The organism is Streptomyces viridochromogenes DSM 40736, assembly GCF_000158955.1.
Classification (GTDB): domain Bacteria; phylum Actinomycetota; class Actinomycetes; order Streptomycetales; family Streptomycetaceae; genus Streptomyces; species Streptomyces venetus.
In genome coordinates this window covers 367,489-381,183 of record NZ_GG657757.1, presented here as the reverse complement: position 1 = coordinate 381,183, position 13,695 = coordinate 367,489, and the positions used below count along the sequence as shown (strand labels likewise).

General features: G+C 71.9%; 15 protein-coding genes and 1 pseudogene. 8 read left to right on the top strand and 8 right to left on the bottom strand.

Annotated features, from left to right (window positions below; all coding sequences use genetic code 11):
* Positions 1–37: 37 nt before the first annotated feature.
* Positions 38–1,030, top strand: coding sequence for an L-glyceraldehyde 3-phosphate reductase (gene mgrA, locus SSQG_RS01800; RefSeq protein WP_039931769.1), 993 nt, complete (start codon positions 38–40; stop codon positions 1,028–1,030).
* Positions 1,031–1,080: 50 nt separating this feature from the next.
* On the opposite strand, the gene SSQG_RS01795 is transcribed toward mgrA, so the two are convergent.
* Both SSQG_RS01795 and SSQG_RS01790 read right to left on the bottom strand, forming a co-directional pair.
* Positions 1,081–1,368 carry a DUF1905 domain-containing protein gene (locus tag SSQG_RS01795; protein WP_003987949.1) on the bottom strand — a complete coding sequence of 96 codons (288 nt, stop codon included), beginning with the start codon at positions 1,366–1,368 and terminating at the stop codon, positions 1,081–1,083.
* A 78-nt stretch (positions 1,369–1,446) separates the two neighbouring features.
* Positions 1,447–1,830, bottom strand: coding sequence for a nuclear transport factor 2 family protein (locus SSQG_RS01790; protein ID WP_003987948.1), 384 nt, complete (start codon positions 1,828–1,830; stop codon positions 1,447–1,449).
* A 335-nt stretch (positions 1,831–2,165) separates the two neighbouring features.
* On the opposite strand from SSQG_RS01790, the gene SSQG_RS01785 reads away from it, so the two are divergent.
* The 4 genes and pseudogenes from SSQG_RS01785 (at position 2,166) to SSQG_RS01770 (ending at position 6,952) form a co-directional block, all read left to right on the top strand.
* On the top strand, positions 2,166–2,576 hold the full coding sequence (locus tag SSQG_RS01785) for a hypothetical protein (protein WP_003987947.1): 411 nt from the start codon (positions 2,166–2,168) through the stop codon (positions 2,574–2,576).
* A 46-nt stretch (positions 2,577–2,622) separates the two neighbouring features.
* Positions 2,623–4,953 (top strand): FHA domain-containing protein, encoded by a 2,331-nt coding sequence (locus tag SSQG_RS01780; RefSeq protein ID WP_039931767.1) that lies wholly within the window; start codon positions 2,623–2,625, stop codon positions 4,951–4,953.
* A gap of 9 nt (positions 4,954–4,962) precedes the next feature.
* A pseudogene (locus tag SSQG_RS42380) lies at positions 4,963–5,513 on the top strand (hypothetical protein); the annotation flags it as partial.
* Positions 5,514–5,965: 452 nt separating this feature from the next.
* Complete coding sequence (locus tag SSQG_RS01770; RefSeq protein ID WP_003987943.1) at positions 5,966–6,952, top strand: serine/threonine-protein kinase; 987 nt, start codon at positions 5,966–5,968, stop codon at positions 6,950–6,952.
* A 107-nt stretch (positions 6,953–7,059) separates the two neighbouring features.
* Here SSQG_RS01770 and SSQG_RS01765 read toward each other — a convergent pair whose 3' ends face one another.
* Positions 7,060–8,358, bottom strand: coding sequence for a streptophobe family protein (locus SSQG_RS01765; protein WP_039931765.1), 1,299 nt, complete (start codon positions 8,356–8,358; stop codon positions 7,060–7,062).
* A gap of 179 nt (positions 8,359–8,537) precedes the next feature.
* Between SSQG_RS01765 and SSQG_RS01760 the strand changes: the two genes are divergently transcribed.
* Entirely contained in the window at positions 8,538–9,665 is a 1,128-nt protein-coding gene (locus SSQG_RS01760; RefSeq protein WP_244299012.1) for a DUF6777 domain-containing protein, read from the top strand.
* Position 9,666: 1 nt separating this feature from the next.
* On the opposite strand, the gene SSQG_RS01755 is transcribed toward SSQG_RS01760, so the two are convergent.
* The 3 genes from SSQG_RS01755 to SSQG_RS41675 are packed head-to-tail and all read right to left on the bottom strand — an operon-like array spanning position 9,667 to position 10,801.
* Complete coding sequence (locus tag SSQG_RS01755; protein WP_003987940.1) at positions 9,667–10,083, bottom strand: PRC-barrel domain-containing protein; 417 nt, start codon at positions 10,081–10,083, stop codon at positions 9,667–9,669.
* Complete coding sequence (locus SSQG_RS01750; RefSeq protein ID WP_003987939.1) at positions 10,080–10,664, bottom strand: PRC-barrel domain-containing protein; 585 nt, start codon at positions 10,662–10,664, stop codon at positions 10,080–10,082. Before SSQG_RS01750 ends, SSQG_RS01755 begins: the two co-directional genes overlap by 4 nt.
* A complete protein-coding gene (locus SSQG_RS41675; RefSeq protein ID WP_167545773.1) occupies positions 10,661–10,801 on the bottom strand; it encodes a hypothetical protein in 141 nt (46 codons plus the stop codon). The genes SSQG_RS01750 and SSQG_RS41675 overlap by 4 nt, the downstream gene beginning before the upstream one ends.
* A 189-nt stretch (positions 10,802–10,990) precedes the next feature.
* Between SSQG_RS41675 and SSQG_RS01745 the strand changes: the two genes are divergently transcribed.
* Positions 10,991–11,455 carry an ATP-binding protein gene (locus SSQG_RS01745; RefSeq protein ID WP_003987938.1) on the top strand — a complete coding sequence of 155 codons (465 nt, stop codon included), beginning with the start codon at positions 10,991–10,993 and terminating at the stop codon, positions 11,453–11,455.
* A gap of 92 nt (positions 11,456–11,547) precedes the next feature.
* Here SSQG_RS01745 and SSQG_RS01740 read toward each other — a convergent pair whose 3' ends face one another.
* Positions 11,548–12,435, bottom strand: a complete 888-nt coding sequence (locus tag SSQG_RS01740) for an RNA polymerase sigma factor SigF (protein WP_003987937.1) — start codon at positions 12,433–12,435, stop codon at positions 11,548–11,550.
* Positions 12,436–12,651: 216 nt separating this feature from the next.
* Here SSQG_RS01740 and SSQG_RS01735 point away from each other — a divergent pair, with 216 nt between their 5' ends.
* Positions 12,652–13,074, top strand: a complete 423-nt coding sequence (locus SSQG_RS01735; RefSeq protein ID WP_003987936.1) for a helix-turn-helix domain-containing protein — start codon at positions 12,652–12,654, stop codon at positions 13,072–13,074.
* An 18-nt stretch (positions 13,075–13,092) separates the two neighbouring features.
* Here SSQG_RS01735 and SSQG_RS01730 read toward each other — a convergent pair whose 3' ends face one another.
* Complete coding sequence (locus SSQG_RS01730) at positions 13,093–13,695, bottom strand: ClpP family protease (RefSeq protein ID WP_003987935.1); 603 nt, start codon at positions 13,693–13,695, stop codon at positions 13,093–13,095.

Here is a 13,695-nt window from a genome sequence, read left to right as displayed (position 1 = left end):
GTTGTTTCCCGACCGTGCCAACCCCTCTGGAGTCGCGTTGTACACCGCACACCCCGACCGCTACGCGGATATGCCCTACCGGCGCACCGGACGCAGCGGCCTGAAGCTGCCCGCGCTCTCGCTCGGCCTGTGGCACAACTTCGGCCCGGACCGGCCCGTGGAGACCCAGCGCGCCATCCTGCGCCGCGCCTTCGACCTCGGCGTCACCCACTTCGACCTCGCCAACAACTACGGTCCGCCGCCCGGTGCCGCCGAGTCCGCGCTGGGTGAGTTCCTGAAGTCGGACTTCGCGGCCTACCGAGACGAGCTGGTCATCTCCACCAAGGCCGGTTACCTGATGTGGCCCGGCCCGTACGGCGAGTGGGGCTCGCGCAAGTACGTGCTGTCCTCGCTGGACCAGAGCCTGACGCGGATGGGACTCGACTACGTCGACATCTTCTACTCGCACCGGCCCGACCCGGACACCCCGCTGGAGGAGACGATGGGGGCCCTGCACTCGGCGGTGCAGCAGGGCAAGGCGCTCTACGTCGGTGTCTCCAACTACTCCGCCGAGCAGACCCGCGAGGCTGCCCGCATCCTGGGCGAGCTGGGCACCCCGCTCCTCATCCACCAGCCGCGCTACTCGATGCTGGACCGCCGTCCCGAGGACCAGGGACTGCTGGACGCGCTCGACGAGCTCCAGGTCGGCTCGATCGTCTTCTCCCCGCTGGAGCAGGGCCTGCTCTCCGCCCGCTACCTCGACGGCATCCCCGAGGGCTCCCGGGCCGCGAGCGACAGCCCGTTCCTGAACTCCGACGCCGTCACCGAGGACCTGGTGGGACGGCTGCGCGAGCTGAACGACCTCGCCGAGTCGCGTGGCCAGAGCCTGGCCCAGATGGCGCTCGCCTGGGTGCTGCGCGGTGGCCGGGTCACCTCCGCGCTGGTCGGCGCGAGCAGCGCGCAGCAGCTCGAGGACAGTGTCGGCGCCATCCGCAACCTGGACTTCGACGCGGACGAGCTGGCGCGGATCGACGCGATCGTCAAGCCGTAGCCCGCTGCGCCCGGCCCGGGGGCGGCTGCCCGCCCCCGGGCCGGAGAGGTCTAGGAGCCGATCCGCTCCTCCAGGCGCACGGTCACCGTGTCGCCTTCCTGCTTGCCGATGGCCCTGCGGAGATCGGCCTTCACCGGCAGCTTGTGCGTGCCGTCGCCCAGTGCCATGAAGGAACTGCGGAACGGGTGCCCGTCGATGGTCCCGCGGACCTTGACCAGGCCGCGGGTGCCGAAGAACTCGGCGGACCGGGGCCAGACCAGGTAGGTCCAGCCGCCGCCGGCGGGGCTCTTGCGCAGGGTCGCGGTGAATTCCGTGTCCAGTTTTCCGTGCGTGGTCATGACGTGCGTCCTTCGCTCCCGGTGGCCTCTCACGGAAAAGACCCCCGGGAGCCGGGAAACTCATCGCTCCCTTCGGTCTCAGGCGCCGGCGGGCACCCGGTCCAGGAATCCGAGCACGGCCCTGATCCGGCCCTGCTCGTCGAGCGTGATCACATCCGAGCCGGCGACCGGTGCCGAGCCGTCGGCCGCGCTGACCAGCTCCCACGAGAAGCGCGCGATGTCGTGGTGGCCGTCGACAGCGCCGGAGAGCCGGAACACGAACCCGGGGAACTGCTCGTGGGCCGCCGTGATCACCGCGGCGATCTGCTCGTGGCCGCTGACGTCGGCCAGGGGGTCGGTGTAGCCGCCGTCCTCGGTCCAGGCGGCGGCCACCGCCTTCTCCCGTGCGGCCGGGTCCTCGGCGTTCCAGGCCTCGAAGTAGCGGGCGACGGCGTCCTCGTAACGGCGGGTGGTTGCGGACATGGGCGATCAGCCTCCAGGGAGGTCGGGTCTGCTGGTCGGGAGCCGGATCGACGCTCGCGGTGAACCCGGCACCCACCACCCTGCCCGGGCCCGGCAAGAGCGTCGATTACCTCCGGAGTCATGCGCCCGAGGGCAGCCCGACGCGTTTCGGCCAACTCGAGGTGTGAATATGCCAGGAGACTGGCCGGAAAGACATGGTGACAGTGTTTCAGCAGTGAACATACTGACCTGCGAGAGCGTTTTCACATCCAGCGACGGCGCCCTCACGCACAGCACGCGAGTCGCGGGACGACTTGGCCGGGCCGGCAGACGGGCGGGCGACGGGGGAGGGTCACGTGCACGACGAGTTTCTGTGCCATGTCACGGCCTACGGAGTCTGCGACGGCCGCCGCATCGGCGTCCCCCTGGGAACCTACCGGGCGCCCACCCTCGCCCTCGCCCTGTGGTGGCTGCGCGACCGCGCCTCCTGGATCGCCCAGCGCCTCGACCCCCGGCCCGACGCCGAGCACTTACCGCCGGGCGCGCTCGTGCCGGTCGCCGAGACCGTACCCGACGTGCCCACGCTGCTGCGCGCCTGGTGCGCCGATCCCGCCCAGCAGGAGCGGGTCGCCGAGGAGTTGGCGGCCGGACGGCTGGTACGGATCGCCACCAGTGACGACACCACCGAGTACGAACTGCTCGCCGAGTCCGTGGACGCCCTCCGGATGCAGCGGGCGGCGCCCGTCCTGGGCATCCCCGTGGCCTGACCCGCTCGCCGAGTCAGATACCGGGCAGATCGGTAGAATCTTGGCCATGGCGCAACCGTCGGTAGCACCAGAACTCGTCCTGGAGACCGAGACGGGCTCCACGGTGATGCTGCCGGGCCACGACTACCACGTGGGACGCGACCCGTTGAGCGACATCGTCATCGACGACGACCGGGTCTCCTGGCACCACGCCGTGCTACGGCCCGAAGACGGACACTGGACCATCGAGGACGAGAACAGCACCAACGGCACCTACGCCGAAGGGCGGCGCATCCGCGAGCGGGACGTCGGCCCCGGCAGCGTCATCCGCTTCGGCAACCCGGCCGACGGGCCGCGCATGGTCCTGCTGGGCCGCCCCCCGCCCGCACCGGAACGCCCCTCCGGCGTCTCCATGCCGGCCATGACCGGCACCTACCGGCGGCCCACCACCGTGCGCCCGTTGCCCACCCGGACCGTCCGTATCGGCCGTGCCGCGGACAACGACCTGGTCATCGACGACCTGGTGGTCTCCCGCCGGCACGCCGAACTGCGCGCCCTGCCCGACGGCACGTACGAGATCACCGACGTCGGCAGCCACAACGGTACGTACCTCAACGGCAGCCCCGTGACCAGCGCACCGGTCCGCCAGGGCGACATCGTCGGCATCGGCCACTCGGCGTTCTGCCTGGTCGGCGACGAACTCCAGGAGTATGTCGACACCGGCGAGATCTCGCTCGACGTGCAGGACCTCACGGTCAGTGTCGACCACGGCCGCAAGACCCTGCTGGACCACGTGTCGTTCCCGGTGGGGGAGAAGTGCCTGCTCGCCGTCGTCGGCCCGAGCGGCGCCGGCAAGTCCACGCTCCTCAACGCCCTCACCGGCCAGCGGCCCGCCGACCACGGCACCGTGCTCTACGACGGCCGCGACCTCTACCGCGACTACGCCGAGCTGCGCCAGCGCATCGGCCTGGTGCCGCAGGACGACATCCTGCACGCCCAGCTGACCGTCCGCAAAGCCCTCTCCTACGCCGCGGAACTGCGCTTCCCGCAGGACACCGCCAAGGCCGAGCGGCGCGCCCGGGTCGACGAGGTGATCCGTGAACTGGGCCTGGAACAGCGCGCCGACCAGCACCTGCACAGCCTCTCCGGCGGCCAGCGCAAACGCGTCAGCGTCGCCCTGGAACTGCTGACCAAACCGTCGCTGCTCTTCCTCGACGAGCCGACCTCCGGCCTCGACCCCGGCATGGACCGCTCCGTGATGCACATGCTGCGCGGCCTCGCCGACGACGGCCGGACGGTCATTGTGGTCACCCACAGCGTGCTCAGCCTCGACGTGTGCGACCGGCTCCTCGTGCTGGCACCCGGCGGGAAGATCGCCTACTACGGGCCGCCCGAGGACGCCCTGGCGTACTTCGGCTTCGAGCAGTGGCCGGAGGCCTTCGAGGCGTTCGACCGGGACACGGACCGGGACTGGGCCGAGGAGTACCGCGCCTCGCCCTTCTACGGCCGGTACATCGCCGACTCCACCGCCCAGCCCCGGCAGCCGCGGTCCGGGCCGGTCGTCATCACCGCGCCGCCCCGGCCGCGCAGCAGGACCGCCCAGCTGAACACGCTGGTGCGCCGGTACGCCTCCGCGCTCAGCGCCGACCGCACGTTCCTGATCATCATGATCGCCCTGCCGTTCGTGATGGGGGTGATGGCGCGGGCCCTGTCCGGCGGCGAGCTGACCGCTGACACGGCGATGAACACGCTGCTCATCCTGTGCGTCGGCGCGGTGCTCACCGGCGCCGCGAACGCCGTGCGCGAACTCGTCAAGGAACGCGTGATCTACCAGCGGGAGCGGACGGTGGGCCTGTCCAGATCGGCGTACCTGATGTCCAAGGTCGTCGTACTGGGCGTCATCACCGTGCTGCAGGCCCTGGTGCTCACCGTCGTCGCCCTGCTCGGCGTCGACCTCGGCGCGCCCGGCGACGAAGGTGTGATGATGCCGCCCCTGGTGGAAATAGCCGTCGCCGTCGCCCTGTTGGCGTTCACGGCGATGATGCTCGGGCTGCTCATCTCGGCGCTGGTGCGCAAGGAAGAGGTGACGATGCCGCTGCTGGTGCTCGTCGCCATCGTCCAGGTCGTCTTCTGCGGTGCCCTGCTGAAACTGGACGGCGTGCCCGGGCTTGAGCAACTCGGCTGGCTGGTGCCGGCGCGCTGGGCGCTGGCCGCGATGGCCGGCACCGTCGACCTGGCCCGGATCGTGCCCGACGATCTGACCAAGGACCCGCTCTTCGACCACTCGGCGGGCACGTGGCTGCTCGACGTCGGGATGCTGGTCGTGCTGTCGGTGCTCTTCGGCTTCCTCGTGTCCCGCCTGCTGCGCCGGCACGAACCGGCCGTGATGCGGAAGTAGAGGGCGCCCGTGACGACTCCCGATTTCCGCCCCACCCACGTCGTCCCGCAGCACGGGATGCCGGCCTGGGAGGCCCCCGACCCGGCGCGGCCCACCGTGGACCTCGACCCCCTGCTGCCCGTGCAGCTCCTCGAACGGCAGGGCGACTGGGGGCATGTGCTGTGCTTAAACGGCTGGTCGGCCTGGTCGACGGCCGCCGCCTGGTCGCCGTACCGCAGGACCCGCCCTCGGCGGACGGCCCGCTCACCCGCACCGCCGACCCGCGTCCGCTGCTGGGGCGCGCGCAGGAGGCGCTGGCGCGCTACCGCTCGGCGGTCGAGGATCTCGCGAACGGCCTCGACCGGGAGTCGTTCCACACCCGCACACGCGGGCTGCGCATCGGTGTCGTCGTCGACGGCGAGTCCGTGTGGCTCTACGACGCCGCGCACGGGCACTGGGTGTACGCCGAGGGCGCCGGGGCGAGCACGTACGCGACGGACGAGACACCCCGGGCCGACGACTCGTCGCCCGGCCCGGCCGAGGCCCCGGCGCGCGCCCCCACGCGGGTGGTGCCGCCCGAGCCCACGGAGGAGCCCCCCGTGGCCGCCGAGGAGCCACCCGGTCCGCAAGAGCCGCCCCACGCCGAGGAAGCCCCCCACCCGACCGAGCCGCCCCTCACCCCGGCCGAACCCCCAGAACCGACACGCGTGGTGTCGCCGGAGGCGCCTGAGCCGACGCGCGTGGTGGCGTCTGAGGAGCTGGGGCCGGAGCAGGCCGTGCCGCCCGAGGCTCCCGCATCCACGCCGGCCGTGTCGCCTGAGGGGCCTGAGCCCACGCGGGTGGTGGCGCCCGAGCCGGAGGAGGCCGGGGAAGCCGCCCGTCCCGCGGAGGCGGAACCCACGCGGGTCGTGTCGTCCGAGGAGGCCGCGCAGGGGCAGGAGGCGCAGGAAGGGGACAACTCCGCCGAGGCGCCGCCCACTCGGGTCGTGGAGCCCGAGCCGACCCGGGTCGTATCGCCCGAGGGTGATACCCGATGAGCCGCGAGACGAGCCTGTTCTCGGGGCGGCCGTCCGAGCTGATCGGGCAGCAGATCGCCGGGTACCGGATCGAGCAGGAGATCGGGCGCGGCGGCATGGCAGTCGTCTACCGGGCCCGCGACCTGCGTCTGGAACGCACCGTCGCGCTCAAGCTGCTCGCCCCGGAACTCGCCCGCAACGACACCTTCCGGCGTCGTTTCACCCACGAGTCCAGAGCCGCCGCCGCGATCGACCACCCGCACATCGTGCCGATCTTCGAGGCCGGCGAGACGGACGGCGTGCTGTACATCGCCATGCGGTTCGTCGCCGGCAGCGACCTGCGCCATCTTCTCGACCGTGAAGGGCCGTTGCCGTCCGCGACCGCCCTGCGCGTCGCCGCCCAGGTGGCCTCCGCGCTCGACGCGGCCCACGAGCACGGGCTGGTGCACCGGGACGTCAAACCCGGAAACATCCTGGTGTCCCGTGGCACCGACAGCGACCACCCCGAGCACGTCTACCTCACCGACTTCGGTCTGACGAAGAAGTCGCTGTCGCTGACCGGGTTCACCACGGTCGGCCAGTTCGTCGGCACGCTCGACTACGTGGCCCCGGAGCAGATCTCGGGCCGCCCGGTCGACGCCCGTTGCGACGTGTACGGCTTCGCCTGCGTCGTCTACGAGGTGCTCGCCGGCCACCCGCCGTTCCGCCGGGACGACGACATGGCCCTGCTCTGGGCCCACCAGTACGACGATCCGCCGCCGTTGACCGAGTCCCGCCCCGACGTCGCCCCGCAGGCCGACCCGGTCTTCGCCAAGGCCCTCGCCAAGAGCCCCGACGACCGGTACCCGTCCTGCCTCGATTTCGTCGCCGCTCTGCGCGCCGCGACGAAGGGCGGCGGACCCGCCCCTGGGCGCGGGGCCACCCGGGTGACTCGGCAGCCCCCGGAGAGGCGGCCGAAGCCACCGCCGCGCTGGGCCGAACCCGTCTTCGTGGAGCGGGAGTAGGCCCTCGCCACCGCGTGAGCCTCCCGCCACCGCGTAGCCGGTGAGCCTCCCGCCACCGCGCAGCCGGTGAGCCTCCCGGCACCACCGCGCAGCCGGTGAGCCTCCCGTCAGCCCGCCCTCTCGGCGCGCACCTCACCCCGTCGCCGGACGTGCCGCGCCAGCAGCGCACCGGCGAACCCGGTCACCAGCCCCCACGGGACGGCCAGACCGACCGCACCCCACACCTGGGGCCTGAGGAACAGCCGGCCACCGAGGCTGCCCCCCAGGTCGCCGATGCCGAGCACCGACAGGCCGAAGTGCGCGGAGACGCGCCCGACCAGGCAGATCATGAACACGGTGAGCACGAGGGCGGCCGCCATGTGCACGGCGTGCTGCCAGGCCCGGATCCGGGCAGGCGACCGGGCCGCCATCACGAACGCGGCGCCGACCAGCAGCACCACGTCGACGACCAGCAGCCACCACACCCGGCCGTCGTACTGGGAGAGGGTCCGCAGGTTCAGCTCGGCGATGTCCGGAGTGCGCAACACCTCGTCGAGGACGTGCGGCATGGGCAACCCGAACGGCCCCTCCACCCTGCCGTTCCACGTGGCGCCGAGGCCGATCGTCAGTGCCAGCCACACCACGTTGGGCAGGCCCAGCAGGATCACCGCGAACGTCTCCCTCGCGTGTCCCTTGGCCGCCGCGACGACCAGGGCGATGAGCACGCCGATGACGACACAGGCCAGCAGCAGCGCGACCATCGCGTACGCGGCCGGACGCACCGAGGTCTGGAAGCGCAGCAGCCCGCCCGGCAACGGGGCGCCGCGCGACACCAGCAGGGCCAGCACCAGCACACCGGCCAGCCACACCATGCCGACGAACACGGACAGCGGAACGTCCGTGGTGAAGCCGATCCGCGGCGAAGCGCCGAACAGGTCACCGAGTTCGCCCAACTCGTCGTCGCCGAGGGAGACGTCGAACGTGTGCCGTGCGGCGAGCGTCAGGCCGATCAGCCCGAGCAGCCACAGGGCCGCGACCCTGCCGGCCCAGCCGGCCAGCTCCGTCGCACCGGCGACCGCGCGGTGCCGCAACGGCCGCAGGAACCCCCAGGCGACCACCAGCGCGCCGGTGAGCGTGACGGACAGCGGGGTCACGGTCAGGCCCGCCTGGGTGCCGGCGAGGTCGCCGGCGTTCCCGGAGAGCCTCACCGTGCCCCCGACGGCCGTGACCATCGTCGCCGCGGTGACCGGCACGAAGGCGCCGTCCGGGAGGTCCGCGGCTCCCGCCGCCCACAGGCCGAGCGCGGCCACCACCGCCATGGCGAGCAGCCCGCCGACCACCGTGACGAGGGCCTGCACCCAGCCGTGGCGGGCGACCGCCCGCTCGCCGGAGGTGCGTGCCTGCCTGGAGGGAGTGCGCGAACTCACGCTGCCACGCTAAGCAGCACCCGTGCCGGGCGCCCGTCGGAAGGTCCGTCCGCGTCGGCTTGCGGGGCGTACGGAACCCGAGCACACAATGAACTCATAGTGGACCAAGTGGCATAGACCAGGACCAAACGCATACCCTGTGCGAAGGCCGCAGAGAACTCGCGTGGGAAGAAGAGCTCGTGAGCGTCGAACCGCCGTCGTCCGGCCGCCCCACAGGCCCTCCCTCGGGCCCGCTGTCGGGCCCGTCCCAGCCGCCGTCCGGCGGCGGCCCGCCCTCCGAACCACCGACCGGGGGCGGCGAGTCACCGGAGCCGCGCCGCCCGTGGTGGGGGTCCGCGCCCCGGGTCGCGCTGATCGCCGGTGCGGTCGTGGCCGCGGTGATCCTGGCCGTGGTGCTCACCCGGCCCGACGGCGGCACCGGCGCGTCCGACGGCGGCACCAGTACGTCCGACGGTGAGATCTTCCTCCAGCCCGCGGCCGACACCGGACCGGACCCGTTCACCGACTCGACGGCCGAGGAGAGTTCCGCCCCGCCGACCACTCCCACGCCCGCAGGAACGACGTCGCAGAACGCCGTCCAAGGGGTGGACGGCGGATCGCCCGGCCTGTACGGCGGCACCCGCAACGTCTCGAGCTGCGATGTGGAGAAGCAGATCACGTACCTGAAGGGGGCCCCGGACAAACAGCGCGCGTTCGCCTCGGTCCTGCGCATCGACCCGTCGGACGTTCCCTCCTACCTCCGCTCGCTCACTCCCGTGCAACTGCGCATGGACACCCGCGTCACCAACCACGGTTTCCGGGACGGCCGTGCCACCGCTTACCAGGCGATCCTCCAGGCCGGCACGGCCGTACTCGTCGACGACCGCGGCGTGCCCCGGGTGCGCTGCGCGTGCGGCAACCCGCTGACCCCGCCGGTCGCCCAGCAGACCGCCCCGAAGACGACCGGCAGCAAGTGGCCCGGTTACAAGTCGTCCGGCGTCGTCGTGGTGACACCCGCTCCGGATCCGATCGACGTCTTCGTGATGTGCGAGCCCGACGGCGACTGGTTCAAGCGCGACACGGGCGACACGGGCAAGAAGGACCGCAAGACCCGGCCGCCGCACCAGCCGACGCCGTCGGTGACCGGCACCACGCCGACGTCGACCGGTTCGGCCTCGCCGAAGCCGCCGCCCACGAGCGAACAGCCGACCTCCGGCAGGGAGACGACGTCCGAACCGCCGACGTCGGAGACCGTGCAGTCCCCGCCCGGGAACGACACGGGAAGCGGCACGGGGGGCGGCACGACCGAGCAGGCCCCTTCCTCCTGACTCAGCCGGAACGGACCACCAGGGCGTAGTCGCCGAGCCCGAGCAGCCGATCGGCCGGCAGATCGCCCTGGGCGGTGCGGACCGCCTCGATACGGCCGGTCTCCGGCTCGAACACGACGTCCTGGACGGTGCCGAGCTGGTCACCCGTCTCAGCGAGGATCCTGAGACCCGGCAGCTCGTGATGGGGCGGCACCTCGGCCGGGGGAGCGGCCGAACGGACGAGCACGGCGTCCGGCCCGATGGCGTGCAGGGCACCCCAGGCCAGCACCGTGTCCTTGCGGGTGTGCCTGCCGCGGACCCGGACATGGGTGACCACACCGGACGGGGCGTCGACCGTCAGCGACCTCACGACGCCGATCTCGTCCGCCTCGGCCAGCGTCAGGACCGGCAGACCCCGGGTCTGCGAGAAGAGCATCATGACGGTGTCCCCTCCCGGCCGTCGTGGAAGGCACCGACCCGGGCCGCGAAGGACGGCAGGTCGTCGGCGACGTAGCGGGTGGCGTCCGCGGGGATGACCAGCGCCCGGCCGGACACCGCGAGCGTCTCGCCGCGCGGTACGTACACCCGGTGCCGGCGGCGCCTGGAACCCCGCACCAGGGCCTTGCCCGCGGCGATCCGGAAGCCCACGACCCGGCCGCTCGTGCCGCCCTCGACGACCACGTCGAGCACCGTGCCGACCTCGGCGCCCTCGTCGGTCAGCACCCTCGCGTGCAGCACCCGCCCCTGCTGGGCCTCACGGCGCGCCACCACGGCCGGTGTGTCCGCGAGGACACCCGCGTCGACGATCATGACCGCTTCATGGCCGAGCGAGTGCACCGCCGTCCAGGGCAGGCTCTGCTTCAGCGGGCCCGACAGCAGCCCCCGGCCGCTGAGGGTGAAGCCGGTGATGCGCCCGGCGGCGGCGTCGAAGACGGTGTCCTTGATCTGGGCGACGGCCTCGCCACCCAGGGTGACCACCGGCAGGGTGGTCAGGCTCCGTGCTGCCATCAGCTCGGTCATCGCGGGCCCTTCCCGCCGGGCCGGCGCCGTACCGCGATGACCGTGCCCGACCGTCGGCCGGCCTGCACGGCGAGCGTCACCACGGCGACGACGGCGAGCGCCGCGATCACCACGACCAGCCATATCCACCAGACCACCGCGCACCTCCGGCGATCCGGACCGGCCGCCGTCGACCGGTCCTGATTCCTTCCGGGTGCCCCGTCGGCGGGGGACAATACCCCGGGGGGCGGGACGGGCCGAGAACCAGTCAGGACTGCGAAGCCCCGCTCGGGGTACGAGCACTGGTGCAGAGCGTCCGGCCAGTCCGGCTTCCCAGAGAGAAAAGTATGATCGACCACCTGGACGGGGCAGTGATACCGACTGGTTTCGACGTGCCCGTGGAACCGCTGAGGCGGGCGGCACACTACACCGGCGAGCAGGGCTGTATCGCCGAAGCGCGGTCCTTCGCCGCGCTCTTTCTCGAACAGCTCAGGACCGAGTGGTGCGCGCGCATCGACGACCGGGCCGACGGCGCGGTGCAGCTCGTGGTGAGCGAGCTGGTCACCAACGCCGACCGGCACAGCAACGGGCCGTACATCCTGGAGCTCGTGGGTACGGACACCTCGGTGACGGTGTCGGTCTACGACAGCAGCTCCGCACTGCCCCGCATCTTCCCGCGCAACCCCGAGCGCATCGGTCGGCACGGCCTGGAGATCGTCCACGCGCTCGCGGAGCAGGTCAGCGTGGAGCGGGTGCCGGTGGGCAAGCGGGTGCGCGCCGTGCTGCCGCTCAACGGCGAGACCGACGGATAGGAACGCGAGGCGGACATGACGGCGGGTGCCGCCCCACTCCCGCGTGGGGGACGGCACCCGCTGGTCTTTCGCCGGGCCGGTACGCCGCCGCGTCAGGCGCAGCCCAGCTCGCCCAGCATGCCCTGGCGCAGCCGCGTGATGATCCGCTTGATCAGGCGGGAGACGTGCATCTGGGAGCAGCCGAGCCGCTCGCCGATCTCCGCCTGGGTGGCTTCCTCCACGAAGCGCATGTGGATGATCTGCCGGTCGCGCTCGCTGAGCTCCGCCATCAGCGGGGCCAGCGAGTGGAAGTCCTCGACGAGCCGCAGCCCGTCCTCCTCCACGCCGATGAAGTCGGCCAGGACGGCCTCGCCGCCCTCGGGCCCGTCGCCGGTGAGCGCGGCGTCCAGCGATGACGAGTTGTACCCGTTCGCGGCGATCTGCCCCTCGACGACCTGGTTCTCGGAGATGTTCATCAGTGTGGCCAGTTCGGCGACCGTCGGCTCGCGGTCCAGCCGACTGGCGAGCTCCTCGCGGGCCTTGGCGAGATCCACCCGCAGCTCCTGGAGCCGGCGCGGCACGTGTACCGCCCACGTGGTGTCCCGGAAGAACCGCTTGATCTCGCCGACGATGTACGGCAGCGCGAAGGAGGTGAACTCGACCTCGCGCGACAGCTCGAACCGGTCGATGGCCTTGATCAGGCCGATCATGCCGGTCTGGACGATGTCCTCCATGTCGTCGCCGCGGCCCCGGAACCGGCCGGCCGCGAACCGCACGAGCGACATGTTCATCTCAATCAGGGTGTTGCGCGCGTACTGGTACTCGTGCGTGCCCTCTTCGAGTTCCGTCAGGCGCTGGAAGAACTGCCGGGACAGTGCCCTGGCGTCCCGCGGAGCGACGGACCGGGGGTCCACGACTCCGGGCAGCGCTCCGTCACCCGTGCTGGCCTCGGAGTTCTTCTCCACGACCTGTACCTTCGGCCGGATCACGGCGGTCTCCATTACCTCTCCCACGAAAGTCACGGCTGGCATCTGCCTGGGTCACTCCGGGTTTCGCGTACCCGGATACGCGCCGCACATGCCCGCCGAATCGCCGGCCGGCGGAAAATCTGTTACCAGCACCGGACAGGCCCGTCCGTTCCGCCCCGTTCATCCCATTCCACTGAAGGCGGAACGCCGATCCCTTCCCCTCACGACCAGGAATTCTAGGCTGGAGCGGTGACCAACCACCTGCCCGAGGAAGCCCGCGTCATCCCGCTGCGTCCGCCCGGCACACGCCCCGCGGCCGCCCGACCCGCCACCGCTCCGCGACACCACGGACCCCCGGCCGCGAAGGAGCCCCTCTGGCGCGACCTGGTCGGTGACGTCCTGCGCCGCGAACGTCTCGCGCAGGAGCGCACGTTGAAGGACGTCGCCGACGCGGCCCGGATCTCCATGCCCTACCTCTCGGAAGTGGAGCGCGGCCGCAAGGAGGCCTCCTCGGAGGTCCTCGCGGCCGCCGCCCACGCCCTCGGACTGGGCCTCGGCGACCTGCTGTCGAGGGCCCAGGGCGAACTGACCCGCGTCACCTCGCGGTACGCGGGCGGCAGCCGCCGCGGGGCGTCGCCGTCGTCGTACGACGGACTGTGCCTGGCCGCCTGAACCGGTCCGGCCGGCGCCTCACACCGTCACGAGGCGCCGGCTGAGCACCTCGTCGGCCAGCCCGTAAGCCACCGCTTCCTCGGCGGTGAACACCTTGTCCCGGTCCATGTCCGCGCGCAGGGTCGCGAGGTCGTGGTGGGTGTGCCGGGCCAGCACCTCCTCGACCTGGGAGCGGATCCGGACCATCTCCTTGGCCTGGAGCGCGAGATCGGAGATCGCGCCCCGGCTGCCGCCCGCGGCCGGCTGGCCGAGCAGCACACGCGCGTGCTCCAGCACGAACCGCCGCCCGGGATCCCCGCCGGCCAGCAGGACGGCCGCCGTGGAGGCCGCCTGCCCGACGCAGCAGGTCGAGATCGGTGCCTTCACGTACGACATCGTGTCGTAGATCGCCATCAGTGAAGTGAACGAGCCGCCGGGGGAGTTGATGTAGACCGAGATCTCGCTCTCCGGCGCCGACGACTCCAGGTGCAGGAGCTGGGCGATCACGACGTTCGCCACGCCGTCGTCGATTTCGGTACCGAGGAAGATGATCCGCTCGGACAGCAGCCGGCTGAAGACGTCGGAGGAACGCTCGCCGTGCGCGGTCCGCTCGACGACGTACGGAATCGTGTAGTTGGCCAT

Coding starts and splice junctions, on each gene's coding strand:
- SSQG_RS01740 (WP_003987937.1), bottom strand. CDS start 12,435: ATGGAGACCGCCGTGATCCGGCCGAAGGTACAGGTCGTGGAGAAGAAC.
- SSQG_RS01730 (WP_003987935.1), bottom strand. CDS start 13,695: ATGGCCAACTACACGATTCCGTACGTCGTCGAGCGGACCGCGCACGGC.
- SSQG_RS01790 (WP_003987948.1), bottom strand. CDS start 1,830: ATGTCCGCAACCACCCGCCGTTACGAGGACGCCGTCGCCCGCTACTTC.
- SSQG_RS01750 (WP_003987939.1), bottom strand. CDS start 10,664: ATGACCGAGCTGATGGCAGCACGGAGCCTGACCACCCTGCCGGTGGTC.
- SSQG_RS01780 (WP_039931767.1), top strand. CDS start 2,623: ATGGCGCAACCGTCGGTAGCACCAGAACTCGTCCTGGAGACCGAGACG.
- SSQG_RS01755 (WP_003987940.1), bottom strand. CDS start 10,083: ATGATGCTCTTCTCGCAGACCCGGGGTCTGCCGGTCCTGACGCTGGCC.
- SSQG_RS01745 (WP_003987938.1), top strand. CDS start 10,991: ATGATCGACCACCTGGACGGGGCAGTGATACCGACTGGTTTCGACGTG.
- SSQG_RS01795 (WP_003987949.1), bottom strand. CDS start 1,368: ATGACCACGCACGGAAAACTGGACACGGAATTCACCGCGACCCTGCGC.
- SSQG_RS01770 (WP_003987943.1), top strand. CDS start 5,966: ATGAGCCGCGAGACGAGCCTGTTCTCGGGGCGGCCGTCCGAGCTGATC.